A 24,272-nucleotide genomic window follows, 5' to 3' on the forward strand; every position below is an offset into this window, starting at 1 on the left:
CATGTGTTCCATGATGGCAATTCAGTTTCAGTTAAGTTCACCCCGATACAGTTTTCCGGTGAAATTATAAAAAGGAGATAACCCGTGAACCGCCTGACTGCCTTTTTTATCGCGACGTTCATGATCCTGACCGCTGGCTTGGCTCAAGCCAGAGACCTCCATGACCACGAGGCCAAAAAACTGCTGGACGCTGGTACCATCCTGTCCTTCGAGAAACTCAACGCCGCTGCCCTGGCCAAACACCCTGATGCCAAGGTGACCGATACCGAGCTGGAAGAGGATTACGGCAAGTACCGTTACAAGGTGGACCTGCGTGATGCCAAAGGCATCGAGTGGGACCTGGAACTCGACGCCGTTACCGGCGAGGTGCTCAAGAATCATCAGGATACGTAATGAAGCTTAATCTTCGCGCCCGCAGCCGCTGGGCGCTGGCGCTGTTGACGTTTTGCTCGCTGGCGGCAGCCCGAGACCTGGATCAGGACGAAGCCCTGCAATTGCGCCAGCAGGGCGTGATACTGCCCTTGGAACACTTGCTCCAACAGGCACTGGACCGCCACCCCGGTGCCAAGTTGCTGGAAGCCGAGCTTGAGGAAAAGCACGGCGTCTACATTTATGAAGTCGAGCTGCTGGATACCGATGGCGTAGTGCGCGAACTGGACCTTGAGGCCGCAACCGGCCGTTTACTCAAAGATAAGGAAGATTGATGCGCCTGCTCCTCGTGGAAGACCATGTTCCCCTGGCCGACGAGCTGATGGCCGGGCTGGCCCGACAGGGTTACGCAGTCGATTGGCTCGCCGATGGTCGCGATGCGGTTTACCAGGGCAGCAGCGAGCCCTACGACTTGATCATTCTCGACCTTGGCCTGCCCGGAGTTCCGGGACTCGACGTCCTGACCCAATGGCGGGCGGCTGGCTTGACCGCCCCGGTGCTGATTCTCACCGCCCGGGGGTCCTGGGCCGAGCGCATCGAAGGGCTCAAGGCCGGGGCCGATGATTACCTGACCAAGCCGTTCCATCCCGAGGAACTGCACCTGCGCATCCAGGCGCTGCTGCGCCGTTCCCATGGCCAGGTCAATCAGCCCACGCTACAGGCGGCGGGATTGCATCTGGACGAAGGTCGGCAATGCGTGATTCGCGACGGCGCGGAAATCCAATTGACCGCCGCCGAGTTCCGCCTGTTGCGCTATTTCATGCTCCATCCCGAACAAATCCTGTCCAAAAGTCATCTCGCCGAGCACCTGTATGACGGTGAAACCGAGCGCGATTCCAATGTGCTGGAAGTCCACGTCAATCACCTGCGCCGCAAACTGGGGCGCAGCGTGATCGAAACCCGCCGCGGCCAGGGTTACCTGTTCGGCGGACAGGCGCAGTGAGATCCATCCAGCGGCGCCTGAGCCTTGGACTGATCGGTGTGATGGTCGTGGTCGGCCTGATCCTGGCACAGACCAGTCTGTGGTTGTTCGAGTTGGGCTTGCAGCGTTACCTGGAAGCAGGATTGCGCAACGACAGTGAAAACCTGTTGGTGGCGCTGGTACGTGGTCCGCAAGGCCTGCAACTGGATGAGCGACGCTTGTCCCCGGCTTATCTAAGACCGTTTTCGGGACATTACTTCCGTATCGATTTTGCCGAAGAGCATTGGCGCTCTCGTTCCCTATGGGACCAGGAACTGCCCCAGCTCGACCATCCGGGGCTGCACAGCAACCTGCAACTGGGTCCCGAAGGCCAGAAACTGCTGGTCTTGCGCACCGACTATCGACGCCTGGGCCAGGCCATTTCCATCAGCGTCGCCCAGGACTACACCCCGGTGCGTGACAGCTTCCTGCGAATGCAGCAGGTCGGCCTTGGCCTTGGCTTGGCGGGCTTGCTGCTGATTCTGCTGTTGCAACGGCTTACGGTGCAGCGCGCCTTGCGTCCCTTGGAGAAAGCCCGGGAGCAGATCGCCCAATTGCAGCGCGGGCAGCGTTCGCAGCTCGATGAACAGGTACCGAGGGAGCTGGAGCCGCTGGTGGCACAGATCAACCACCTGCTGGCCCATACCGAAGACAGCCTCAAGCGATCACGCAATGCCCTCGGTAACCTGGGCCATGCCTTGAAAACCCCGCTGGCGGTGCTGCAAAGCCTGGCCTCGAACGAAAAGCTCGATCCCTATCCGGAGTTGCGCAAGCTGTTGCTTGAACAACTTGAACAGGTCCGCCAGCGCCTGAACCGCGAACTCAACCGCGCCCGGTTGGCGGGCGATGCCTTGCCCGGTGCGCACTTGGACTGCGACGCCGAGTTGCCGGGGTTGCTGGCGACGTTGAACATGATCCATGGCGAGCACCTGCATCTGGCCTGCGTCGCGCCGCCCGGCTTGCACCTGCCGTGGGATCGGGAAGACCTGCTGGAACTGTTGGGCAACCTGTTGGACAACGCCTGCAAATGGGCCGACGCCGAAGTGCGCTTGAGCGTGACCGAGACGGCCGAGGGCTTCAGCCTGACCGTGGAGGACGACGGCCCGGGCATCCCCGAAGACCGCCGCGACCAGGTCTTCAGCCGCGGCACGCGCCTGGACGAGCAGACGGACGGCCACGGCCTGGGCCTGGGCATCGTGCGCGACATCGTAGATACCTGGGGCGGGACGTTGGCGTTGGATGAAAGCGAATGGGGCGGGTTGAAAGTCGTGATCGACTTGCCCAGGCGCTGAAACATACCAATGGTGGCGCAGAGCCCCTGTGGGAGCGAGCTTGCTCGCGATAGCGTCAGTTCAGCAAAATGAATATCGACTGACCCTCCGCTATCGCGAGCAAGCTCGCTCCCACAATGGATGGGCAGTGACTGCAAAACCCGCTGCATGGCCCTTGCAGCTTGCCGCCGCTTGCTGCAAAGTCGCGACCTTTTTGTCCGGTGGCTTTCCATCGCTGTGCTTTGAGGTAACGATGATAAATGCAGTAATTGCCGCGGTTGGCGTCATGCTGGTGCTCAGCTTGTCCCGCGTGCACGTGGTGATCGCGCTGATTGTCGGCGCATTGGTCGGCGGCTTGATGGGTGGCCTGGGGATCGAGGCGACGCTCAAGGCGTTCAACGCAGGCCTCGGTGGCGGTGCGACGGTGGCATTGTCCTACGCGCTGCTGGGCGCTTTCGCGGTGGCGATTGCCAAATCCGGCATGGCCCACGCCCTGGCCGACAAGGCCCTGGCCATGGTGGATCGTCAGGACGCCGCGGGCGGCACAGGCGTCAAATGGGTGCTGATCGGCCTGCTGGGCACGGTTGCCGTCGCCTCGCAGAACATCTTGCCCATTCACATCGCCTTCATCCCGCTGCTGGTGCCGCCGCTGCTTTATGTGCTGACCAAGCTGCAGCTGGACCGCCGGCTGATCGCCTGCGTCATGACCTTCGGCCTGATCACACCGTATATGTTCCTGCCGGTGGGCTTCGGCAACATCTTCCTCAATGAGATCCTGCTCGCCAATATCGCCCGCAGTGGCGTGGACGTCAGCGGCATCAACATCACCCACGCCATGGGCATCCCGGCGCTGGGCATGGTGTTTGGCCTGGTGCTGTCGTTCATTTCCTATCGAAAAAAACGCGTCTACGACCTGAAGAAGATCGCTCGCGCCGAGCAGGTCACCGTACGCTACAACCCCCTCAGTCTGCTGGTGGCGGGGCTGGCGATCGCGGCGGCATTCGCCATCCAGCTGCTGCTCGATTCGATGATCATCGGTGCGCTGGCGGGCTTCCTGATCTTCTCGGTCTCGGGTGTGGTGCGTTGGCGCGAGACCGATGACCTGTTCACCGAAGGCATGAAGATGATGGCGATGATCGGTTTCATCATGATCGCCGCCTCGGGCTTCGCCGAAGTGATGAAGGCCACCGGTGAAGTCCAGAGCCTGGTGGAAACCTCGGCGGCCTGGATCGGCCACAACAAGGGTGTCGGTGCGCTGCTGATGTTGCTGGTGGGGCTGTTGGTGACCATGGGCATCGGCTCGTCGTTTTCCACGGTGCCGATCCTGGCGACCATCTTCGTGCCGCTGTGCCTGCAACTGGGCTTCAGCCCGCTGGCGATCGTTTGCATCGTCGGCACCGCGGGTGCCCTGGGCGACGCCGGCTCGCCCGCCTCGGACTCGACCTTGGGCCCGACCTCCGGCCTGAACATCGATGGCCAGCACCACCATATCTGGGACACCGTGGTCCCGACCTTCCTCCACTACAACCTGCCGCTGCTGGCGTTTGGTTGGGTGGCGGCGATGGTGTTGTAGGCCAAGACCGCGCCGCCTTCTTCGCGAGCAAGCTCGCTCCCACAGGGTCCGGTGGTGCTCACACATTTTGTGTTCGCATCATCCCCCTGTGGGAGCGAGCTTGCTCGCGATGGGGCCCTTGAATTCAATGACTCCCGCCAACCGTTCACCTTGTCCTACAGTTTTGCCGTGCGCTGCCGTTAACCCAGCTAACCACGCCATAACATCTACAAGAGTGAACAGCATGCGCCTGAGCCTGAAGGCTAAAGTCCTGTCCCTGGCAATACTGCCGGTTTTGCTGTCTGCGGTGATCATCAGCTTGACCACGGCATTCATCTTGAAGGAGCAAGCCAGCAACGAAGTCCAGCAAACTCGCGAGCGTCTGCTCAGCGAAGCCAAGGCCACGTTGCAGAACTACGTGGCGGTGGGCCTTACCGCGATCAAGCCGCTCTACGATGCCGCCGCGCCTGGCGACAACGAGGCACGCGCCCAGGCGATCAAGCTGCTGTCCAACGTCAGTTATGGCAAGGATGGTTACTTCTTCGGCTACGACTCCGAGACCATTCGCCTGTTCAAGGCCAACAGCCCCGATGGCGTGGGCAAGAGTTTCAAGGACAACCGCGACCCGAACGGTGTCTACGTCAACCGCGACCTGGTGAAAGTCGCCAAGGACGGTACGCATTACCTGGAATACAGCTCGCCGCTGCCCGGCAGCAAGGACCTGGTGCCCAAGCTCGGCTATACCGAATACCTGTCCAAATGGGACATGGCGGTCGGCAGCTCGGTCAACCTGGACGGCATCGAAGCCCAGGTCGCACTGGTGGAAGCCAAGGTCCACGACCGCGTGCAAGGCGTGATCCTGAGCATCGTCGGGATTGCCGCCGTGGTGTTGCTGGTGATCGCGGTGGTGGGCCTGCTGCTCGCCAACACCATCCTGCGGCCGCTGCACCTGATGAAAGACAACCTCGACGACATCGCGGCGGGCGAGGGCGACCTGACCCGGCGCCTGGCGATCACCAGTCAGGATGAGCTGGGCCAACTGGCCGGTTCGTTCAACCGTTTTGTCGACAAGATCCATGGCCTGGTGCGGCAGATCACCGACATGACCTCGCAACTGACCGGCCTGGTAACACAGGTGTCCGAGCAGGCACAGCGCTCCGAACAGGCGATGGAGCGCCAGCGCCACGAGACCGATCAGGTCGCCACGGCGATCAACGAGATGTCGTCCGCAGCCCAGGAAGTCGCTCGCAGTGCCCAGGGTGCTGCCGTCGCGGCCCAGCAGACCGATGAAGAAGGCCAGTCCGCCAAGCGGGTGGTGGCCGGCAGCATCCAGCAGATTCATGCACTAGTGAACGATATCCGCAGCAGCGGGGTGTCCCTGGACAGCCTGCAACAGGACGTGGCTTCGATTGTCAGCGTGCTTGGGGTGATTCGTTCGATTGCCGAGCAGACCAACCTGCTGGCCCTCAACGCTGCTATCGAGGCTGCGCGTGCCGGTGAGGCGGGGCGTGGTTTTGCGGTGGTGGCCGATGAAGTTCGCGCCCTGGCCAGCCGGACCCAGCAAAGTACCCAGGAAATCCAGGGGATGATCGACCGCCTGCAGTCGGGTACCCATGCGGCGGTGGAGGCCATGCGCCGTTCCAGCGAGGCTGGCGATGGTACTTCGGAACGGGCCAACGAGGCTGGCGCGTCGCTGGATACCATGGCCCAGCTGATCGGCACCATCAACTCGATGAACGCCCAGATTGCCAGCGCCGCCGAGGAACAAACCGCCGTGGCCGAGGAAATCAACCGCAGCGTGCACCAGATTGCCGTGGCCGTGGACAGCGTCGCCGACGAAACCCAGCTCGGCGCCCAGACTTCCCGTAGCCTGGCCGACCTGGGCCAGCGCCTGGGCAAGTTGGTGGGGCAGTTCCGGATCTGATCCCGGGGCAGCAGGAGCTGCCGAAGGCTGCGATCTTTCGCTTTCGATCCAGACGTTTTTCGCCTGGCCCGCCAGGCCTTATCGAGAGCGGAGGATCGCAGCCTTCGGCAGTTTCTGCCGGGTTCGACAGACGCAAACACAACAAAACCTTGTGGGGAGCGAGCTTGCTCGCGATGGCGGCGGATCAGCCAGCATTCATTTGACTGACCCACCGCCATCGCGAGCAAGCTCGCTCCCACAGTTGTTTGGTTGCGCCTGCATTATCGGATCAGTGCCAGTGCTATGGCTCCCGCACATCCCGCATCAACAACCCGAACCGCAAATCCACCGCATCCGGAATCGGCACATACACCACATGCCCGTCCCCCGGCGCGACGTCGATGCCTTGGCCCTTGATGTTCTGCAACTGGTGCAGGTCGAAGTGGAAATTGCCCTTGGGTGTCATCAGCTCCATGTGATCCCCCAGGCCGAAGCGGTTCTTTACCCGGACCTCGGCCAAGCGCTCGCGCCGGGCGCCGGTCAGCTCCCCGACGAACTGCTGGCGCTCCGATACCGAGCTGCCGTTCTGGTAGTTCTGGTATTCGTCATGCACATGCCGAGCGCAAGAAGCCTTCGGTGTAGCCGCGCTGGGCGAGGGATTCCAGGTCGGCCATGAGGCTGCGGTCGAATTCCCGGCCAGCCATGGCGTCATCGATGGCGCGGCGATAGACCTGGGTGGTGCGCGCGCAATAGAAGTGCGACTTGGTCCGGCCCTCGATCTTCAATGAATGCACGCCCATGTGGGTCAGTTTTTCCACATGGTGCACGGCTCGCAGGTCCTTGGCGTTCATGATGTAGGTGCCATGCTCGTCTTCGAAGGCGGGCATGGATTCGTCCGGGCGATTGGCCTCTCGCAGCAAAAACACTTGGTCGGTCGGCGCGCCGAGGCCCAGGGTCGGTTCCGGCTGATACACCTGGACGATATCCCCCACGGCGTTTTCCATCGCCGGTTGCGCTGAATATTTCCAGCGACAGGCGTTGGTGCAACTGCCCTGGTTGGCATCGCGCTTGTTCAGATAGCCGGACAGCAGGCAGCGTCCGGAATAGGCCATGCACAACGCGCCGTGGACGAACACCTCCAGTTCCATGGCCGGCACCTGCTGGCGAATCTCGGCGATTTCCTCCAGCGACAACTCCCGGGACAGGATGATCCGGCTCAGGCCCTGTTGTTGCCAGAACTCGACACTCGCCCAGTTCACCGTATTGGCCTGTACCGACAGGTGGATCGGCATGTGCGGGAAATGTCGGCGGACCAGCATGATCAGTCCAGGGTCGGACATGATCAAAGCGTCCGGCCCCATGGCGATCACCGGTTCAAGATCCTTGAGGAACGTGCGCAACTTGGCGTTGTGCGGGGCGATGTTCACCACCACGTAGAAACGTTTGCCCTGCGCGTGGGCCTCGTCGATGCCGACGGCCAGGTTGGCGTGGTCGAATTCATTGTTGCGCACCCGCAAGCTGTAGCGCGGTTGACCGGCGTATACCGCGTCGGCACCGTAGGCAAAGGCATAGCGCATGTTTTTCAAGGTGCCAGCGGGGGCGAGCAGTTCGGGGGCTACGAGGGGCATGGTGGCGTCGGATCGCAAAAAGCGGCGAGGGTAGGCCACGGCCGGCCAGGCGGTATTGATCTGGATCAAGGATGCGCGGCAGACGCGACGGCACTCCGGCGAGTCCTGGCGGACTAACGTTTATCTGCCAAGGACATGGAAAGCAAATGAACCGCAAGAACCTCCAAAACAAGTCGCAGATGGTACTGCTGATCCTGGTCAGCATCGCCTTCGTCTGGATCCTGCTGCCGTTCTATGGGGCGGTGTTCTGGGCGGTCATCCTGGGTATCGTCTTCGCGCCGCTGCAGCGTCGCCTGCAATTCAAGCTCAACTGGCCGCGCAACCTCACCACGCTGTTGACCCTGGCCATCTGCACGCTGATTGCGATCTTGCCGGTGATTGTCATCAGTACCTTGCTGGTCCAGGAAGGTGCGGCGCTGTACAAGAGCCTGGAAAGCGGCGAGCTGGATGTTGCCGATTACCTGGCTCGCTTCAAGGACGCGCTGCCGCCGTACTTCCAGCATCTGCTGGATCGTTTCGGCTTGGGCAACCTGAGCGGGCTGCGGGACAAGATCGTCAAGAGCGCGATGCAGGGCAGCGAGTTCTTCGCCACCCAGGCATTCAGTTTCGGCCAGGGCACGTTCCAGTTCCTGGTGAGTTTTTTCGTGATGCTTTATTTGCTGTTCTTCTTCCTGCGCGACGGTCCGGAGCTGGTGCGCAAGGTGCGCTCGGCCGTGCCTTTGGCCGAGCACCAGAAGCGCCGCCTGCAACTGAAATTCAACCGGGTGGTGCGGGCGACCGTGAAGGGCAACCTGCTCGTCGCGATCACCCAAGGTGCGCTGGGGGGCTTGATTTTCTGGGTGTTGGGCATTCCGACGGTGTTGCCTTGGGCGGTGCTGATGGCGTTCCTGTCACTGTTGCCGGCCGTGGGCGCGGGTATCGTCTGGGCGCCGGTGGCTGTGTATTTCCTGCTTTCCGGCTCGATCTGGCAGGGCGTGGTGCTGGTGCTGTTCGGCGTCTTCGTGATCGGCCTGGTGGACAACTTCCTGCGTCCGATCCTGGTGGGCAAGGACACCAAGATGCCCGATTACATGGTGCTGGTCTCGACGCTGGGCGGGTTGGCGGTGTTCGGCCTGAACGGCTTCGTCATCGGCCCGTTGATCGCGGCGCTGTTCATGTCCTGCTGGGCGTTGTTCGTCGAGAACACGCCTCGGGTTCAGTTGCCCTAGGCGCGCAGCAAGTAAGGGCCGATACGCTGCGACATGGCTTGGGCGGCGGGCAGGGAAGTCAGCGGGCCGCTGACGGTCACGCCGTCCTGCACCAGATACCAGCAAGCCAACAGGCCGCGCTCCCTGAGCGGGGCGGGGACGGCGCTGCCAACAACAGACATGATTTGAACCTTCGGCATGGGAACCTCCATCAATCGATGGGGTTACCTTACGTGTCCTGCGGGATGAGGAAAAATCAACAGGCTCGATAGTTGGAATCGATGTCGCTCAATCGACCACCAGATCGAGCATGTGCACCACTTCCTGCTCGTTGAGCAGGCCCTTGCGGACCAGGTTTTCCGCGAGCAGGGAAAGGAACTTGGCGCTGCGGTGGCCTTCCAGGTGCTTGAGCTCGGTCAGTGCGTTGTACACCTTGCTCGAGGTGCACAGTCCGACGATGCGGTGAGGGTTTTGTGTTGGCATGGCTTCGTCCTTGTTGTTATGAAGCTGCAATGGCGGACCGGGACAGTGTGCGGCACCGCCATGACGCTCAGGTGACAGCTTGGGGAGTTGGAAAAACAAAGCAGGATTCAGACCATGATGCCGCATTGGCGCCAGATTATTGTTCTGGTAGCGACCTTGGACAGGCGGTCCACGGCCATCAGCGGGCCTTGGAGGCTGGAAAAGCGCCCACAAAAAAGCCCCTGGATCTTTCGATTCAAGGGCTTTGATTATTGCTGTCTGGCTCCACGACCTGGACTCGAACCAGGGACCCAGTGATTAACAGTCACTTGCTCTACCAACTGAGCTATCGCGGAATGACGCGTATGTTACTGATTGGAAAAGAGAAGTCAAGCTTGGGTTGATGATTGGGCGGGATTTTCGTGGCTGAGGCGTTCAGGTAGCAAATGTTACCGCTTCACACAGCTCCGGCCGGAACACTAACCCTCGCCACAAGGTTGGCCCAAAAAAACGGGAGGCCAAGGGCCTCCCATTTTTCACCCCATCGAGTGTCAGATCACCTGGACGATGGCCTTGGTCACCGCTTCGATGTTGTTCTGGTTCAGCGCGGCCACGCAGATGCGGCCGGTGTCCAGGGCATAGATGCCGAACTCGTTGCGCAGGCGCGTCACTTGTTCGACGGTCAGGCCGGAGTAGGAGAACATCCCGCTCTGGCGTGCGACGAAGCTGAAGTCGTGGTGCGGCGCGGCCTTGGCCAGCATGTCCACCATCTGGTCGCGCATGCCGCGAATGCGCAGGCGCATCTCGGCCAGTTCTTCTTCCCACTGGGCCCGCAGCTCTGGGCTGTTGAGCACCGCGGCGGCGATGCTGGCGCCGTGGGTCGGCGGGTTGGAATAGTTGGTGCGGATCACGCGCTTGACCTGGGACAGCACGCGGGCACTTTCTTCTTTCGACTCGCTGACGATCGACAGGGCGCCGACGCGCTCGCCGTAGAGCGAGAACGACTTGGAGAACGAGCTGGAGGCAAAGAAGGTCAGGCCCGACTCGGCGAACAGGCGCACGGCGGCGGCGTCTTCATCGATGCCTTTGCCGAAGCCCTGGTAGGCCATGTCCAGGAACGGAACGTGGTTCTTGGCCTTGACCACGGCCAGCACGTTTTTCCAGTCTTCCGGGCTCAGGTCCACGCCGGTCGGGTTGTGGCAGCAGGCGTGCAGCACAACGATCGAACGGTCGGGCAGGGCGTTGAGGTCTTCCAGCAGGCCGCTGCGGTTCACGTCGTGGGTGGCGGCGTCGTAGTAGCGATAGTTCTGCACCGGGAAGCCGGCGGTTTCGAACAGGGCGCGGTGGTTTTCCCAGCTCGGGTCGCTGATGGCCACGACTGCGTCAGGCAGCAGTTGCTTGAGGAAGTCGGCGCCGATCTTCAATGCGCCGGTACCGCCTACGGCCTGGGTGGTGATGACGCGACCGGAGGCGATCAGCGCGGAGTCCTTGCCGAACAGCAGGGTCTGGACCGCCTGGTCGTAGGCGGCGATGCCGTCGATCGGCAGGTAGCCACGGGAAACGTGCTGGGCCACGCGAATCGTCTCGGCTTCGACCACGGCGCGCAGCAATGGAATGCGCCCTTCTTCGTTGCAGTAAACACCCACGCCCAGGTTGACCTTATTGGTACGGGGGTCGGCGTTGAAAGCTTCGTTGAGGCCCAGGATGGGGTCGCGTGGTGCCAATTCGACAGCGGAAAACAGGCTCATTAGTGCGCGGCTCTGAATGGAGAGTGAGGGGACGTGTCGCGCTCCAGCCGGATGCACTAGAGCGGTGCACAAACGGGGAGCTAGTATAGAGGCCATCACCGGGCAGGGCGACAGGCTAATCGGCGTTTACCGTAAGTATTTTCGATTTTTTTCGACCGTTAGTCCCTTCGCAGCGTCAAAGTCTGCAAGGCGTGTAGGACGTTCGTCTTGAAAGCGAAGGCATTCACCTCCACATTGTGTGAATTCCAACTTTTTCCTCGGGCGGCGTCAGTCGTTTCGGTCTTTCTTGTTCCCGTCGCCTGGCCGACAGGAATGAACCCAGGGGTCATGTCATGTCTGAATTCCAGCTCGTCACTCGCTTCCAGCCCGCCGGCGACCAGCCAGAAGCCATCCGCCTGATGGTCGAAGGCATCGAGGCCGGGTTGGCGCACCAGACATTGCTCGGTGTAACCGGCTCGGGCAAGACCTTCAGCATCGCCAACGTGATCGCCCAGGTGCAGCGACCGACTTTGGTGCTGGCGCCGAACAAGACCCTGGCGGCGCAGTTGTACGGCGAGTTCAAGGCGTTTTTCCCGAACAACGCCGTGGAATACTTCGTTTCCTACTACGACTACTACCAGCCCGAAGCGTATGTGCCGTCGTCGGACACCTTCATCGAGAAAGACGCCTCGATCAACGACCACATCGAACAGATGCGGCTGTCAGCGACCAAGGCACTGCTCGAACGCAAGGACGCGATCATCGTCACCACGGTGTCGTGCATCTACGGCTTGGGCAGCCCGGAAACCTACCTGAAAATGGTGCTGCACGTGGACCGCGGCGACAAACTCGACCAGCGCGCCTTGCTGCGGCGCCTGGCGGACTTGCAGTACACCCGCAACGACATGGATTTCGCCCGGGCGACGTTCCGGGTGCGCGGCGATGTGATCGACATCTACCCGGCGGAATCGGACCTGGAAGCGATCCGCATCGAGCTGTTCGACGATGAAGTGGAGAGCATCTCGGCGTTCGACCCGCTGACCGGCGAAGTGATCCGCAAGTTGCCACGCTTCACCTTCTACCCCAAGAGCCACTACGTGACGCCCCGGGAAACCCTGCTGGACGCCATCGAAGGGATCAAGGTCGAGTTGCAGGAGCGCCTGGAGTACCTGCGTTCGAACAACAAGTTGGTGGAAGCCCAGCGTCTGGAGCAGCGGACCCGGTTCGACCTGGAGATGATCCTGGAGCTGGGCTACTGCAACGGCATCGAGAACTACTCGCGCTACCTGTCGGGCCGTCCGGCGGGTGCGCCGCCGCCGACCTTGTATGACTACCTGCCGCCTGACGCCTTGCTGGTGATCGACGAATCCCACGTCAGCGTGCCCCAGGTCGGCGCCATGTACAAAGGCGACCGTTCGCGCAAGGAAACCCTGGTGGAATACGGTTTCCGCCTGCCTTCGGCACTGGACAACCGGCCGATGCGCTTCGACGAATGGGAAAGCGTCAGCCCGCAGACGATTTTTGTCTCGGCCACCCCTGGCAACTACGAAGCCGAGCATGCCGGGCGGGTGGTCGAGCAGGTGGTACGGCCGACCGGCCTGGTCGACCCGCAAGTCGAGGTGCGTCCGGCGCTGACCCAGGTCGACGACCTGTTGTCGGAAATCACCAAGCGCGTGGCGCTGGAGGAACGGGTGCTGGTCACCACGCTGACCAAGCGCATGGCCGAAGACCTCACCGACTACCTGGCCGACCATGGCGTGCGGGTGCGTTACCTGCACTCGGACATCGACACCGTGGAGCGGGTCGAGATCATCCGCGACCTGCGCCTGGGCACCTTCGACGTGCTGGTGGGCATTAACCTGCTGCGTGAAGGCCTGGACATGCCCGAGGTGTCGCTGGTGGCGATCCTGGACGCAGACAAGGAAGGTTTCCTGCGTTCCGAGCGCTCGTTGATCCAGACCATCGGCCGCGCGGCGCGTAACCTCAATGGCCGCGCGATTCTGTATGCCGACCGCATGACCGGTTCCATGGAGCGGGCCATCGGCGAGACCGAGCGCCGCCGCGACAAGCAGATCGCCTTCAACCTGGCCAATGGCATCACCCCTAAAGGTGTGTTCAAGGACGTCGCCGACATCATGGAAGGCGCCACCGTGCCCGGCTCGCGCAGCAAGAAGCGCAAGGGCATGGCCAAGGCCGCCGAAGAGAGCGCCCGCTACGAGGCCGAACTGCGCTCGCCGAGCGAAATCACCAAGCGAATCCGGCAGTTGGAAGAGAAGATGTACCAACTGGCTCGGGACCTGGAGTTCGAGGCGGCGGCGCAATTGCGCGATGAGATTGGCAAGTTGCGGGAGCGGTTGCTGGCTGTCTGAATTTGCGGTGGCTTCGACGGCCTCTTCGCGAGCAAGCCCGCTCCCACAGTTGACCGAGTCGTCCAGGCTGCATGCGATCTCCTGTGGGAGCGGGCTTGCTCGCGAAGGAGGCGACTCGGTCTGAGAGATGCCACACAAATCCCGCTCTCACTGGAGCCCGCCCACCATCGCCTGTTACCATTCGCCCCCTGTTTGATCTTTGCTTTTATCTTCTTTCCGAGACATGCCATGACCACCGTCCGTACCCGCATCGCGCCTTCGCCTACTGGCGATCCCCATGTCGGCACCGCTTACATCGCCTTGTTCAACTATTGCTTTGCCAAGCAGCACGGCGGTGAGTTCATCCTGCGGATCGAGGATACGGACCAGTTGCGTTCGACCCGCGAGTCGGAACAGCAGATTTTCGACGCCCTGCGCTGGCTTGGCATCGACTGGAGCGAAGGCCCGGACGTTGGCGGTCCGCACGGCCCGTATCGCCAGAGCGAGCGTGGCGAGATCTACAAGCAGTACTGCCAGCAACTGGTGGACATGGGGCACGCATTCCCGTGCTTCTGCACCGCCGAAGAGCTCGACCAGATGCGCGCCGAGCAGATCGCCCGTGGCGAAACCCCGCGCTACGACGGCCGCGCGCTGCTGCTGTCCAAGGAAGAAGTCGCCCGTCGCCTGGCCGCTGGCGAGCCCCACGTGATCCGCATGAAGGTGCCGAGCGAAGGCGTCTGCGTGGTGCCAGACATGCTGCGTGGCGATGTCGAGATCCCGTGGGATCGCATGGACATGCAAGTGCTGATGAAGACCGACGGCCTGCCGACGTACTTCCTGGCCAACGTGGTCGACGACCACCTGATGGGCATCACCCACGTCCTGCGCGGTGAAGAATGGCTGCCGTCGGCGCCGAAACTGATCCTGCTCTACGAATACTTCGGCTGGGAGCAACCGCAGCTGTGCTACATGCCGCTGCTGCGTAACCCGGACAAGAGCAAGCTGTCCAAGCGCAAGAACCCGACCTCGGTGACGTTCTACGAGCGCATGGGCTTCATGCCCGAGGCGATGCTCAACTACCTGGGACGCATGGGCTGGTCGATGCCGGACGAGCGCGAGAAGTTCTCCCTGCAGGAAATGGTCGAGCACTTCGACCTGTCCCGTGTTTCCCTGGGTGGGCCGATCTTCGACGTCGAAAAGCTATCCTGGCTCAACGGCCAGTGGCTGCGCGACTTGCCGGTTGAAGAATTCGCCGCTCGCGTGCAGAAGTGGGCATTCAACCCCGAATACATGATGAAGATCGCGCCGCACGTGCAGGGCAGGGTCGAGACGTTCAGCCAGATCGCCCCGTTGGCCGGGTTCTTCTTTGCCGGCGGCGTGACGCCTGATGCGAAGCTGTTCGAATCCAAGAAGCTCTCGGGCGACCAGGTACGGCAGTTGATGCAACTGATCCTGTGGAAGCTCGAAAGCCTGCGTCAGTGGGAGAAGGACAGCATCACCGCGACCATCCAGGCCGTGGTCGAATCCCTGGAACTGAAATTGCGCGATGCGATGCCGCTGATGTTCGCCGCCATTACCGGCCAGGCGAGCTCGGTGTCGGTGCTCGATGCGATGGAAATCCTCGGGCCGGACCTGACCCGTTTCCGCCTGCGCCAAGCCATCGATCTGCTCGGTGGCGTGTCGAAGAAGGAAAACAAGGAGTGGGAAAAACTGCTGGGCGCGATTGCTTAAGCGGTCGATGGAGCAGGGCATGCCCCGGTTTTCCGGGGTTTGTCGGTAAGTGATTGTTATCCCGGCAAAAAATTTTCAAATTCTTTGAAAATAAATTTGACAGCCCTCCGATACGCCCTTAAGATTCGCCCCGTCCTCAGCGATGAGGGGCTATAGCTCAGCTGGGAGAGCGCTTGCATGGCATGCAAGAGGTCGACGGTTCGATCCCGTCTAGCTCCACCAATTTACACTTCAAGGTCTGGCCACACCGACCTTGAAGCGATCAACACTCAGCGTTGATCAGTTGTATAGAAGGGTTTGCGTCCCCTTCGTCTAGTGGCCTAGGACACCGCCCTTTCACGGCGGTAACAGGGGTTCGAGTCCCCTAGGGGACGCCAGTTTTACAGAAGCGATGTTACAAGATGTCGCTCCGCCGCGAGGCGAAAAATCCGGGGCTATAGCTCAGCTGGGAGAGCGCTTGCATGGCATGCAAGAGGTCGACGGTTCGATCCCGTCTAGCTCCACCAATTTACACTTCAAGGTCTGGCCACACCGGCCTTGAAGCGATCAGTTCTCAGCGCTGATCATGTTCAGAAGGTTTGTGTCCCCTTCGTCTAGTGGCCTAGGACACCGCCCTTTCACGGCGGTAACAGGGGTTCGAGTCCCCTAGGGGACGCCACGATTACCCGCTCTGCGGGATTTTATAAGGGTCATTCAATTATTGAATGGCCCTTTTGTTTGTCTGGCGTTCAGCCAATTTCCTTATCCTCGAAAAATACTTCTGACCAGCGGTCAATATTTCGCTTGCGGAAATTTATTATGGGAATAATATTTCAATCGTAATATTCGGAGGCAACGATGAGCGATAAAAAAGCACAAACCCGTGAGCGCATTCTCAAGGCCGCCAGTGATGCACTGATCCAGCGCGGGCCGGCCGAGCCGAGCGTGGGCGAGGTGATGGGCGCGGCCGGGCTGACGGTGGGCGGTTTCTATGCCCATTTCGAAAGCAAGGACGCGTTGATGCTGGAGGCGTTCAAGCAATTGCTGAATCGTCGCCGTGGCTTGATCGCCGACATGGATTCGGAACTGACGGGTGAGGAGCGGCGCGCCTTGGTCGCAGCGTTCTACCTGTCGCGCAAGCACCGTGACTCCACCGAGCAGGCGTGCCCGATCCCGGCGTCGGTCGGTGAACTCGGGCGGCTGCCGGATGCGTTTCGCGAGGTGCTTAACGAACATATCGAGTTGATGGTCGCGCAGTTGGCGGCCAGCCCTGAAGACGCTGACAAAGCGCTGGCCGACATTGCCTTGATGGTTGGCGGCCTGGCCCTGGCACGGGCGTTGGGCCCGGGCGAGTTATCGGATCGTTTGCTGCGCGCCGCCAAGTCGGCGGTGCGCTGAGCTGAGGCGCAAGCCCTGGAGATGAGCATGGACAGGTTGAGCTGGATTCGTGGCGTCAATGGCACCCTTGGCCGGATAGCTCCGCGCCTGGTGGCGAAGAAAATGCGTAAGGTGTTCATGAGTCCCCGCAACCTGCCACCGCGAGATTGGGAGCTGCCATTGCTGGCTTCGTCGGAGCGCATCACCTTGCGCTTCGGCCTGTCCGCCTTGCGTTGGGGCAAAGGCCCGGCCGTCCTGCTGATGCACGGCTGGGAAGGGCGGCCAACGCAGTTCGCGGCCTTGATCAACGCGCTCGTCGATGCCGGCTATACGGTAGTGGCGCTGGATGGGCCGGCCCATGGCCGCTCGCCCGGTCATGAGGCCAACGTCCTGTTGTTTGCCCGGGCAATGCTTGAGGCCGCGGCGGAATTGCCACCATTGCAAGCGGTCATCGGCCATTCCATGGGAGGCGCCAGTGCCATGCTGGCAGTTCAGTTGGGCTTGCGCACCGAGACGCTGGTGAGCATCGCCGCGCCGGCGCGGATCCTCGGCGTGCTGCGTGGCTTTGCCCGGATGATGGGAATGCCACCCCGGGCGCGCTCGGCCTTTATTCGCCAGGTGGAGCAAGACGTGGGCATGCAGGCTTCGAAGATGGACGTCGCGCAATACCAGTTGGATATTCCGGGCTTGATCGTCCACGCCGAGGACGATACGTCGGTTTCGGTGAAGGAATCGCAGCTGATCCATGAGGCCTGGTTCGACAGTCGCTTGCTGCGGTTACCCCAGGGCGGCCATCAGCGAGTCCTGGCCGATCCCCGTGTCATTGATGGCGTGTTATCACTGTTGGCCGGACGCAGCCTGCAAGCGCGGCAATCGGCTTGAGCTTCCGTTACACTGCCCCGATCCACATTTGACAGGAGACGGGCATGGGCTGGGATCGGGCAACGCCGTTCATCATTGACCTTCAGGTGAATGCCGAAGACATCGACGGGCTGGGCCACGCCAACAATGCGGTGTACGTCATCTGGCTGGAACGCTGCGCCTGGCGCCATTCCCAGCGCCTGGGCCTGGACCTGGTGGAGTACCGCCGGCTGGATCGGGCCATGGCAGTGGTGCGGCATGAAATCGATTACCTGGCGGCGGCCTATGAGGGCGACGAATTGCAGTTGGCGACCTGGATCGTCGACTGGGACCAGCGGCTGAAAATGACCCGGCATTTCCAACTGGTCCGTCCCAGCGACAACACCACGTTGCTGCGGGCCCAGACCACGTTCGTCTGCATTGAACTGTCCACTGGCCGGCCCAAGCGCATGCCGGCGGAATTCATCGAAGGGTATGGCGTAGCGCTAAATCCCTGTGGGAGCGAGCTTGCTCGCGATAGCGGCGGTACATCCAACATCCTCGCAAACTGACCCGCCGCCATCGCGAGCAAGCCCGCTCCCACAGGGATTTGTGGTGAATGTTGGATTTTTGAACGCTCAAGTACCCTGTGGGAGCGAGCTTGCTCGCGAAGGCGTCGGCACAGCCAACCTCCCCGCAAACTGACATTCCGCCATCGCGAGCAAGTCCGCTCCCACAGGGTTTGGTGGTGAATTCCGATGTCGGGGGCAAAATCCGCTAAACTGCCGCACGTTTTTTCGTTCGAGTGTGTGTTTCCATGCAAATTGCCCTGGCGCCCATGGAGGGGTTGGTCGACAACATCCTGCGGGACGTCCTGACCCGTGTTGGCGGTATCGACTGGTGCGTCACCGAGTTCATCCGCGTCAACGACCGTCTGCTCACACCGGCCTATTTCCACAAGCTCGGCCCTGAACTGCTGGCCGGTGCCCGGACTGCCGCGGGCGTGCCGCTGCGGGTGCAATTGCTGGGCTCCGACCCGGTGTGCCTGGCGGAGAACGCGGCGCTGGCCTGCGAGCTGGGTTCCGAGGTGATCGACTTGAATTTCGGCTGCCCCGCCAAGACCGTGAACAAATCCCGGGGCGGGGCGGTGTTGCTCAAAGAGCCTGAGCTGCTCAACGAAATTGTCGAGCACGTACGGCGCGCCGTGCCCAAGCACATTCCGGTTACAGCGAAGATGCGCCTCGGCTTCGACAGCCCGGACGGCGCGCTGGTCTGCGCCACGGCGCTGGCTGAAGGTGGCGCGGCGCATATCGTCGTGCATGCGCGGACCAAGGTTGACGGCTACAAGCCACCGGCCCACTGGGAGTGGATTCCCCGCGTCCAGGACGTGGTCAAGGTGCCGGTGTTCGCCAATGGCGATATCTGGAGCGTCGAAGACTGGCGCCGGTGCCGCGAAATCAGCGGTGTCGAGGACATCATGCTCGGCCGTGGCCTGGTGTCCCGTCCCGACCTGGCCCGGCAGATCGCCGCTGCCCGGGCCGGTGAGGAGATCATCGAGATGACCTGGGCCGACCTGCAACCGATGCTCCAGGATTTCTGGTTGCAAGTGGTCGAGCAACTGACGCCACGCCAGGCGCCGGGTCGCTTGAAACAATGGCTGGCCATGCTGACCCGCAACTACCCTGAGGCGGTTGAGCTGTTCAGTGCCGTGCGCCGGGAAACCGACCTGGACGCGGTGGGCCATTTATTGGGTGTGCAGCGCACCCAAGCGGCCTGAAAAAATTTCAAAAAAAGGCTCTTGAAAAGTTTTTGGCAGACCCTAGATAAGGGGTACGCGATGCCGAATTCGGGTCGCGGAGACAAAAAAACTTGCTGAACTTTCAGGAGATTTGAATCATGAGTACTGCATTTTCGCTGGCCCCTCTGTTCCGTTCCTCGGTGGGCTTCGACCGTTTCAACGACCTGTTCGAAACCGCACTGCGCAACGAGCCGGGCAGCAGCTATCCACCCTACAATGTGGAAAAACATGGCGATGACGAATACCGCATCGTAGTCGCCGCCGCCGGGTTCCGGGAAGAAGACCTGGACCTGCAAGTGGAGAAAGGTGTGCTGACCATCAGTGGCGGCAAGCGCGAGGCCAGCAACGACAGCGTGACCTTCCTGCACCAGGGCATCGCCCAGCGTGCGTTCAAGCTGTCCTTCCGGTTGGCGGATCATATCGAGATCAAATCCGCCGGCCTGAGCAACGGTCTGTTGAGCATCGACCTGTTGCGCGTGGTACCGGAAGAGGCGAAAGCCAAGCGCATCCCTATCAACGGTGCGCAGCAGAAACCCGCGCTGGAGAATTGATCCATCGCCATTGAAGAAGGGCGCCGAAATGGCGCCCTTTTTCATTTTTGAGATCGGTGGAAGATTAATTGTGGCGAGGGGATTTATCCCCGCTGGGCTGCGAAGCGGCCCCAAAAAAGAACAGACGACGCTGTTTATCCTGGCACACCGAGGCGACGGCTTTAGGGCTGCTTCGCAGCCCAACGGGGATAAATCCCCTCGCCACAAGGGTTCCCCGCCGCGTTTCCATGTCACGGCAACAACCGCTCAAACGCCTCCAGCGGCAACGGCCGGCTGTGCAGATAACCCTGGTACAAATGACAATCGAGCCCTTGCAGGAACTGCAGTTGCTCCAAGGTCTCCACGCCTTCGGCAATCATCACCAGGTTGAGGCTGCGGGCCATGGCGACGATGGCGCGGATGATTTCGGCGTCGTTCGGGTCGCTGGTGGCGTCCCGCACGAATGACTGGTCGATTTTCAACGTGTCGACCGGTAGGCGCTTGAGGTACGTCAGCGACGAATAACCGGTGCCAAAGTCATCCATGGCGAAGCTCACTCCAAGCTTTTTGAGCCGGCGCATCTTGGCAATGGTGTCGTCCAGGTTCTGGATCACGATGCCCTCGGTAATTTCCAGCTTCAACATGCCACACGGCAGGCCGTGGTGGGCGAGGCTGTTTTCGATGCGTTCGACGAAATCGCTCTGGCGAAATTGCCGTGGGCTGATGTTCACGCACAGGCTGAATTGCTGCGGATCGATCTTGCCCTTGGCGATCAGTTGCCTGAAGCCATCGCAGGCTTCATCGAGGATCCAGGTGCCGACCTCGAGAATCAGCCCACTGTCCTCCAGGACCTTGATGAATTCGTTGGGCGATTGTGCGCCCAGGTCCGGGTGATGCCAGCGCACCAACGCCTCGGCTCCGATGATACGGTTGTCCCGGGCGTCGACCTGGGGTTGGAAATGCACGCTGAACTCATTGCGGGCCAAGGCCTGGCGCAGGTCGGTTTCCATGCGCAACCGTTCGCTGGCGGCTTTCTGCATCGTGGTGTGAAACATTTGCGAGGTGTTGCGTCCCGAATCCTTGGCGCGGTACAGGGCGATGTCGGCGCGCTTGAGCAGGTCGGTGGGCGTCGAGCCATGGTCCGGAATCAGTGCCATGCCGATGCTTGGCGTGACTTGCAGCCGTTGGCCGTCGAGGAACATCGGCTCGGAAAGCAGTTCGCGCAGTGTGTCGGCGAGGTTCTGCACCTGTTGGCTGACCACGCCGCGCGTACCTTCCAGGCCGCTGAGCAACACCACGAACTCGTCGCCGCCCAACCGCGCCACGGTGTCTTCGAGGCGCACGCTGGCTTCGAGGCGAGCGGTAATGATCTTCAGCACCGTGTCGCCCACCGGATGGCCAAGGGAGTCGTTGATGTGCTTGAAGTGGTCCAGGTCGAGGAACAGCAATGCCCCGCGCAGATTGTGGCGCTTGAGCAAGGCGATCTGCTGGCTCAGTCGGTCCATCAGCAGCGCCCGGTTGGGCAGGTTGGTCAGGGAATCGTGGTAGGCGAGGTGGCGGATCTGGGCCTCGGCGTTGCGCAGCAGGCTCACGTCCCGGGCGGTCAGCAGCAGGCAAGCCTTCTCGTTGAGCGTGATCGGTTCGACCGACACCTCCACCGTGAGCGCTTCCCCGCGCTTGTTGCGCCCGAGCATTTCCTGGTGAAGGACACGGCCCTTGAGCTGCAATTCCGCCAACAGGGCCGCGCGCTGTTTCTCCTCGGCCCAGATGCCAACTTCGTAGACCGTACGACCAATCACTTCATCGGCGCGATAACCGGTGAGGCGACAGAAGCCGTCGTTGACTTCCAGGTATCGGCCGCTTTCGAATTCGGTAATGGTGATGGCGTCCGGGCTGGAGTGGAACGCCTTGGCGAACTTTTCCTCGCTGGCCTTGAGCGCCGCTTCGGAGCGTTGCTGCTGGGTGATGTCTCGCAGGGTCGTGACGATGCAAGGCTGGTTGCCGACGTTGATCTGGCGGCTGGAAATGACGCACGTCAGCGGCTGGCCATTCTTGTGATAGACCACCACGGCGACATTGCTCAGCGATTGTTCGCGAATCACCCGCTCGATGCGTTGCAGGCTGCTGCCCGAAGCGTCCCACAGGCCAATCTCGTCGGCACTGCGACCGAGCACGTCGCTGGCGGCCCAGCCGAAGGTCTGGGTGAAGCTGGAGTTGATTTCGATAAACCGGCCGTCGTCCTGGTGGGTGACGCAGATCGGGTCGGGGCTGACCTGGAACAGTGTCGCGAATTTTTCTTCCGAGGCCGCCAGGCTCTGTTCGCGCTCCACCTGGTCGGTGATGTCGAGCAAGGTGCCGGCCATGCGCAGGGGGCTGCCGTCGTCGTTGCGGTAGAGACGGGCACGGCTTTCCAGGTAGCGCGAGCTGCCGTCCGGCAGTTGTACGCGGTAGGTCAGTTGATAGTTGCCCGCCGGGCCTTCGCGCAGGCTGCGGTAGGCGTTGCGCATGTTATTGCGCTCTTCGGTAGGTACACCTTCGAAAAACGCATCGAACGATTCATGGAATGCCTTGGGCTCCAGGCCATGAAGCTGCGCTGCCCGGGCCGAGCCGTAGAGCATGCCGCTGGGAATGTGCCAGTCCCAAGTCCCCAGTTGTGCCGAGTCAAGGGCCAGGTCGAGGCGCTCCTGGCTGTCCTTGAGAGCCTGTTCTGCGAGTTTGCGCTCGGTGGTGTCGAGGAACGTGCTCAGCAAGTAAGGCTGGCCTTCGAGCTCGACCTTCTGGGCGCTGAGAATGCCATTGTGGATCTGGCCGTTACTGGCGCGGAACTCCACCTCCATGCTGATCAGTTCGCCCTTGGCCTTGGTCGCTTCCACCAGTTTCGCCCGTTGGCTGGGGTCTACCCACAAGCCCAGTTCCAGGGTGGTGCGGCCGATCACGTCATGCACCGGCCAGCCGAACAGGCTTTCGAAATACTGGTTGGCTTCGCTGATCAGCCCGTCCTCCTGACGGGTGAGCAGGACCATGTTCGGGCACAGGTGAAAGAGCGTGGCGAAGCGCTTTTCCGAGCTGCGCAGCGCTTGTTCCCGTTCGCGCTGGTGGGTGATTTCCCGAATGACCCCGATCATGCGCGGCCGACCGTGTTTGTCGGGTAGCACGCTGCCGCTGATTTCCAGCCAGTGCAGGCTGCCGTCGGGCCAGACGATGCGGTGGTGCATCGCCTGTTCAAGCGGTGCGCCGGCCACCGCCGCGTGGAACGCGCGCACGGCCCTGGATCGGTCCTCAGGCAGCAGCAGGTCGAGGTAATCCACGTCTGCGGGCAACGGCTGGCGCGGATCGAAGCCGAACAGTGCCTGGGTGCCGCGCGACCAACTGATCTGCCCGGTATCGATGTCCCACGACCAAGCCCCCAGCCGCGCTCCGTTCAGGGCGGCCAGCAATTGTGGCGCGCTGTCCCAGCTTTGCTCGGACCGTTTCGGGTCCAGCGCCTGGATACGCGGCAGGGGCGGGAGATGGTCAGCGGGTTTGGGCATTCTCTAGCGGGCCTTGGGCAGATGGGCGTTATGCGCAGGCGTAGTGGCCCTATAGGAGTAGCACAACTTATGCCCTTGTCCCTGGCAGATCGATTTGTGCGTCCAATAGAGCCATGAAGGCCCGCGCGGCGTTCGACAGCGTCCGTTCGGTGTGCAGGATATAGCCTAGCTGGCGACTGAGCTGTATGCCCGGCAAAGGAATGCGCGCTACCTGCTCATCGAGCATGGTGCGCGGCAAAACGCTCCAGGCCAGGCCGATGGAGACCATCATCTTTATGGTTTCCAGATAATTCGTGCTCATGGCGATGTTCGGCGTCAGGCCCTGGGCTTCGAACAATCGCCGCACGATGTGATGAGTGAAGGTATTGCCGCCCGGGAAGACTGCTGGGTGCAAGGCAATGTCCGCCAGGCTCACCGCGCCGTTTTCCAGCAACGCATGCTCCGGGGCCACGACGAAATCCAGCGGGTCGTCCCACACGGGCGCGGCGCGTACCAGCGCGTGGGGTTCGGGGGCGAGGGTGATGACGGCCAGTTCTGCCCGGCCATGGAGGATTTCTTCGTAGGCCACTTCCGAATCCAGGAACTGAATATCCAGGGCCACCTGTGGGTAGCGTCGGGTGAACTCCCTCAATAAAGGCGGCAAGCGGTGCAGGCCGATGTGGTGGCTGGTGGCGAGGGTCAGGCGCCCGGTGACTTCACCGGTCAGGTTGGTCAGGGCGCGGCGAGTGTCGTCGAGTACGTTGAGGATCTGGTAGGCCCGCGGCAGCAGGGCCCGACCGGCTTCGGTCAGGCCGACTTCGCGGCCCAGTCGATCGAACAGGCGCACGTTGAGCTGCTGTTCCAGCCCGGCAATCCGCTTGCTGATGGCGGGTTGGGTCAGGTGCAGGCGTTCGCCGGCACCGGAGAAGCTGCCCGTTTCGGCGATGGCAATAAAGGCGTTGAGGTTGGCGAGGTCCATGGCCGTTTCAGTCGAATTCCTGTTGGTTATGCAAAGTATGAAAAATATGAATTTGAGTTAT

Annotated in this window: 19 protein-coding genes, 5 tRNA genes and 2 pseudogenes; 19 read left to right on the top strand and 7 right to left on the bottom strand. The window is 61.6% G+C overall.

The features are described from left to right. The first annotated feature begins 84 nt into the window (after window positions 1-84). The 7 genes and pseudogenes from AB4N42_RS12655 (at window position 85) to AB4N42_RS12685 (ending at window position 6,137) form a co-directional block, all read left to right on the top strand. Window positions 85-393: a PepSY domain-containing protein gene (locus tag AB4N42_RS12655; RefSeq protein WP_030142051.1), complete on the top strand. Its 309-nt coding sequence runs from the start codon at window positions 85-87 to the stop codon at window positions 391-393. Next, complete coding sequence (locus tag AB4N42_RS12660; protein ID WP_030142050.1) at window positions 393-704, top strand: PepSY domain-containing protein; 312 nt, start codon at window positions 393-395, stop codon at window positions 702-704. The genes AB4N42_RS12655 and AB4N42_RS12660 overlap by 1 nt, the downstream gene beginning before the upstream one ends. Next, entirely contained in the window at window positions 704-1,372 is a 669-nt protein-coding gene (locus tag AB4N42_RS12665) for a response regulator transcription factor (RefSeq protein ID WP_431144902.1), read from the top strand. Before AB4N42_RS12660 ends, AB4N42_RS12665 begins: the two co-directional genes overlap by 1 nt. Continuing rightward, window positions 1,369-2,682, top strand: a complete 1,314-nt coding sequence (locus tag AB4N42_RS12670; RefSeq protein ID WP_030142048.1) for an ATP-binding protein — start codon at window positions 1,369-1,371, stop codon at window positions 2,680-2,682. The genes AB4N42_RS12665 and AB4N42_RS12670 overlap by 4 nt, the downstream gene beginning before the upstream one ends. A gap of 235 nt (window positions 2,683-2,917) precedes the next feature. Next, window positions 2,918-4,234: a Na+/H+ antiporter family protein gene (locus AB4N42_RS12675; protein WP_187293354.1), complete on the top strand. Its 1,317-nt coding sequence runs from the start codon at window positions 2,918-2,920 to the stop codon at window positions 4,232-4,234. A 223-nt stretch (window positions 4,235-4,457) separates the two neighbouring features. Further along, a pseudogene (locus AB4N42_RS12680) lies at window positions 4,458-5,279 on the top strand (cache domain-containing protein); the annotation flags it as partial. A 102-nt stretch (window positions 5,280-5,381) separates the two neighbouring features. Then, complete coding sequence (locus AB4N42_RS12685; RefSeq protein WP_371856978.1) at window positions 5,382-6,137, top strand: methyl-accepting chemotaxis protein; 756 nt, start codon at window positions 5,382-5,384, stop codon at window positions 6,135-6,137. 280 nt (window positions 6,138-6,417) lie between these two features. Here AB4N42_RS12685 and trhP read toward each other — a convergent pair. After that, window positions 6,418-7,744 (bottom strand): annotated as a pseudogene (trhP, locus tag AB4N42_RS12690) (prephenate-dependent tRNA uridine(34) hydroxylase TrhP). A gap of 146 nt (window positions 7,745-7,890) precedes the next feature. Between trhP and AB4N42_RS12695 the strand changes: the two are divergent. Beyond that, window positions 7,891-8,952: an AI-2E family transporter gene (locus AB4N42_RS12695; RefSeq protein WP_030142044.1), complete on the top strand. Its 1,062-nt coding sequence runs from the start codon at window positions 7,891-7,893 to the stop codon at window positions 8,950-8,952. On the opposite strand, the gene AB4N42_RS12700 is transcribed toward AB4N42_RS12695, so the two are convergent. From AB4N42_RS12700 to AB4N42_RS12715, 4 genes are all read right to left on the bottom strand, one after another. Continuing rightward, entirely contained in the window at window positions 8,949-9,131 is a 183-nt protein-coding gene (locus AB4N42_RS12700; RefSeq protein ID WP_030142043.1) for a hypothetical protein, read from the bottom strand. The two genes, AB4N42_RS12695 and AB4N42_RS12700, sit on opposite strands and share 4 nt — an antisense overlap. A gap of 88 nt (window positions 9,132-9,219) precedes the next feature. Continuing rightward, window positions 9,220-9,414, bottom strand: a complete 195-nt coding sequence (locus AB4N42_RS12705) for a hypothetical protein (protein ID WP_003179723.1) — start codon at window positions 9,412-9,414, stop codon at window positions 9,220-9,222. A 259-nt stretch (window positions 9,415-9,673) separates the two neighbouring features. Beyond that, window positions 9,674-9,749: transfer RNA gene (locus tag AB4N42_RS12710), tRNA-Asn, on the bottom strand. Between the two features lie 195 nt (window positions 9,750-9,944). After that, entirely contained in the window at window positions 9,945-11,141 is a 1,197-nt protein-coding gene (locus AB4N42_RS12715) for an amino acid aminotransferase (RefSeq protein ID WP_460116267.1), read from the bottom strand. 332 nt (window positions 11,142-11,473) lie between these two features. Here AB4N42_RS12715 and uvrB point away from each other — a divergent pair, with 332 nt between their 5' ends. The 11 genes from uvrB (at window position 11,474) to AB4N42_RS12770 (ending at window position 19,744) form a co-directional block, all read left to right on the top strand. Further along, entirely contained in the window at window positions 11,474-13,489 is a 2,016-nt protein-coding gene (uvrB, locus tag AB4N42_RS12720) for an excinuclease ABC subunit UvrB (RefSeq protein WP_030142041.1), read from the top strand. 228 nt (window positions 13,490-13,717) lie between these two features. Continuing rightward, entirely contained in the window at window positions 13,718-15,199 is a 1,482-nt protein-coding gene (gene gltX, locus AB4N42_RS12725) for a glutamate--tRNA ligase (RefSeq protein ID WP_217859977.1), read from the top strand. Window positions 15,200-15,345: 146 nt separating this feature from the next. Then, window positions 15,346-15,421: transfer RNA gene (locus AB4N42_RS12730), tRNA-Ala, on the top strand. Between the two features lie 79 nt (window positions 15,422-15,500). After that, window positions 15,501-15,576, top strand: a tRNA-Glu gene (locus AB4N42_RS12735). Window positions 15,577-15,629: 53 nt separating this feature from the next. Then, window positions 15,630-15,705 (top strand) — tRNA-Ala (locus AB4N42_RS12740). Between the two features lie 76 nt (window positions 15,706-15,781). Beyond that, a tRNA-Glu gene (locus tag AB4N42_RS12745) sits at window positions 15,782-15,857 on the top strand. A 179-nt stretch (window positions 15,858-16,036) separates the two neighbouring features. Beyond that, entirely contained in the window at window positions 16,037-16,576 is a 540-nt protein-coding gene (locus tag AB4N42_RS12750; RefSeq protein ID WP_030142039.1) for a TetR/AcrR family transcriptional regulator, read from the top strand. A gap of 27 nt (window positions 16,577-16,603) precedes the next feature. Further along, on the top strand, window positions 16,604-17,437 hold the full coding sequence (locus AB4N42_RS12755) for an alpha/beta fold hydrolase (protein ID WP_030142038.1): 834 nt from the start codon (window positions 16,604-16,606) through the stop codon (window positions 17,435-17,437). 44 nt (window positions 17,438-17,481) lie between these two features. Beyond that, window positions 17,482-17,967: an acyl-CoA thioesterase gene (locus AB4N42_RS12760; RefSeq protein WP_460116268.1), complete on the top strand. Its 486-nt coding sequence runs from the start codon at window positions 17,482-17,484 to the stop codon at window positions 17,965-17,967. 245 nt (window positions 17,968-18,212) lie between these two features. Beyond that, window positions 18,213-19,172: a tRNA dihydrouridine synthase gene (locus tag AB4N42_RS12765; RefSeq protein ID WP_407683381.1), complete on the top strand. Its 960-nt coding sequence runs from the start codon at window positions 18,213-18,215 to the stop codon at window positions 19,170-19,172. 119 nt (window positions 19,173-19,291) lie between these two features. Beyond that, window positions 19,292-19,744, top strand: a complete 453-nt coding sequence (locus AB4N42_RS12770) for an Hsp20 family protein (protein ID WP_030142036.1) — start codon at window positions 19,292-19,294, stop codon at window positions 19,742-19,744. 230 nt (window positions 19,745-19,974) lie between these two features. On the opposite strand, the gene AB4N42_RS12775 is transcribed toward AB4N42_RS12770, so the two are convergent. Together AB4N42_RS12775 and AB4N42_RS12780 are read right to left on the bottom strand one after the other, a co-directional pair. Beyond that, the gene (locus AB4N42_RS12775; protein WP_198795932.1) at window positions 19,975-23,253 is read right to left on the bottom strand and encodes an EAL domain-containing protein; all 3,279 of its coding nucleotides are present in this window, start codon (window positions 23,251-23,253) and stop codon (window positions 19,975-19,977) included. A gap of 67 nt (window positions 23,254-23,320) precedes the next feature. Then, window positions 23,321-24,211: a LysR family transcriptional regulator gene (locus AB4N42_RS12780; protein WP_030142034.1), complete on the bottom strand. Its 891-nt coding sequence runs from the start codon at window positions 24,209-24,211 to the stop codon at window positions 23,321-23,323. Between the last annotated feature and the right edge of the window lie 61 nt (window positions 24,212-24,272).

The organism is Pseudomonas sp. H2_D02, from assembly GCF_054677635.1.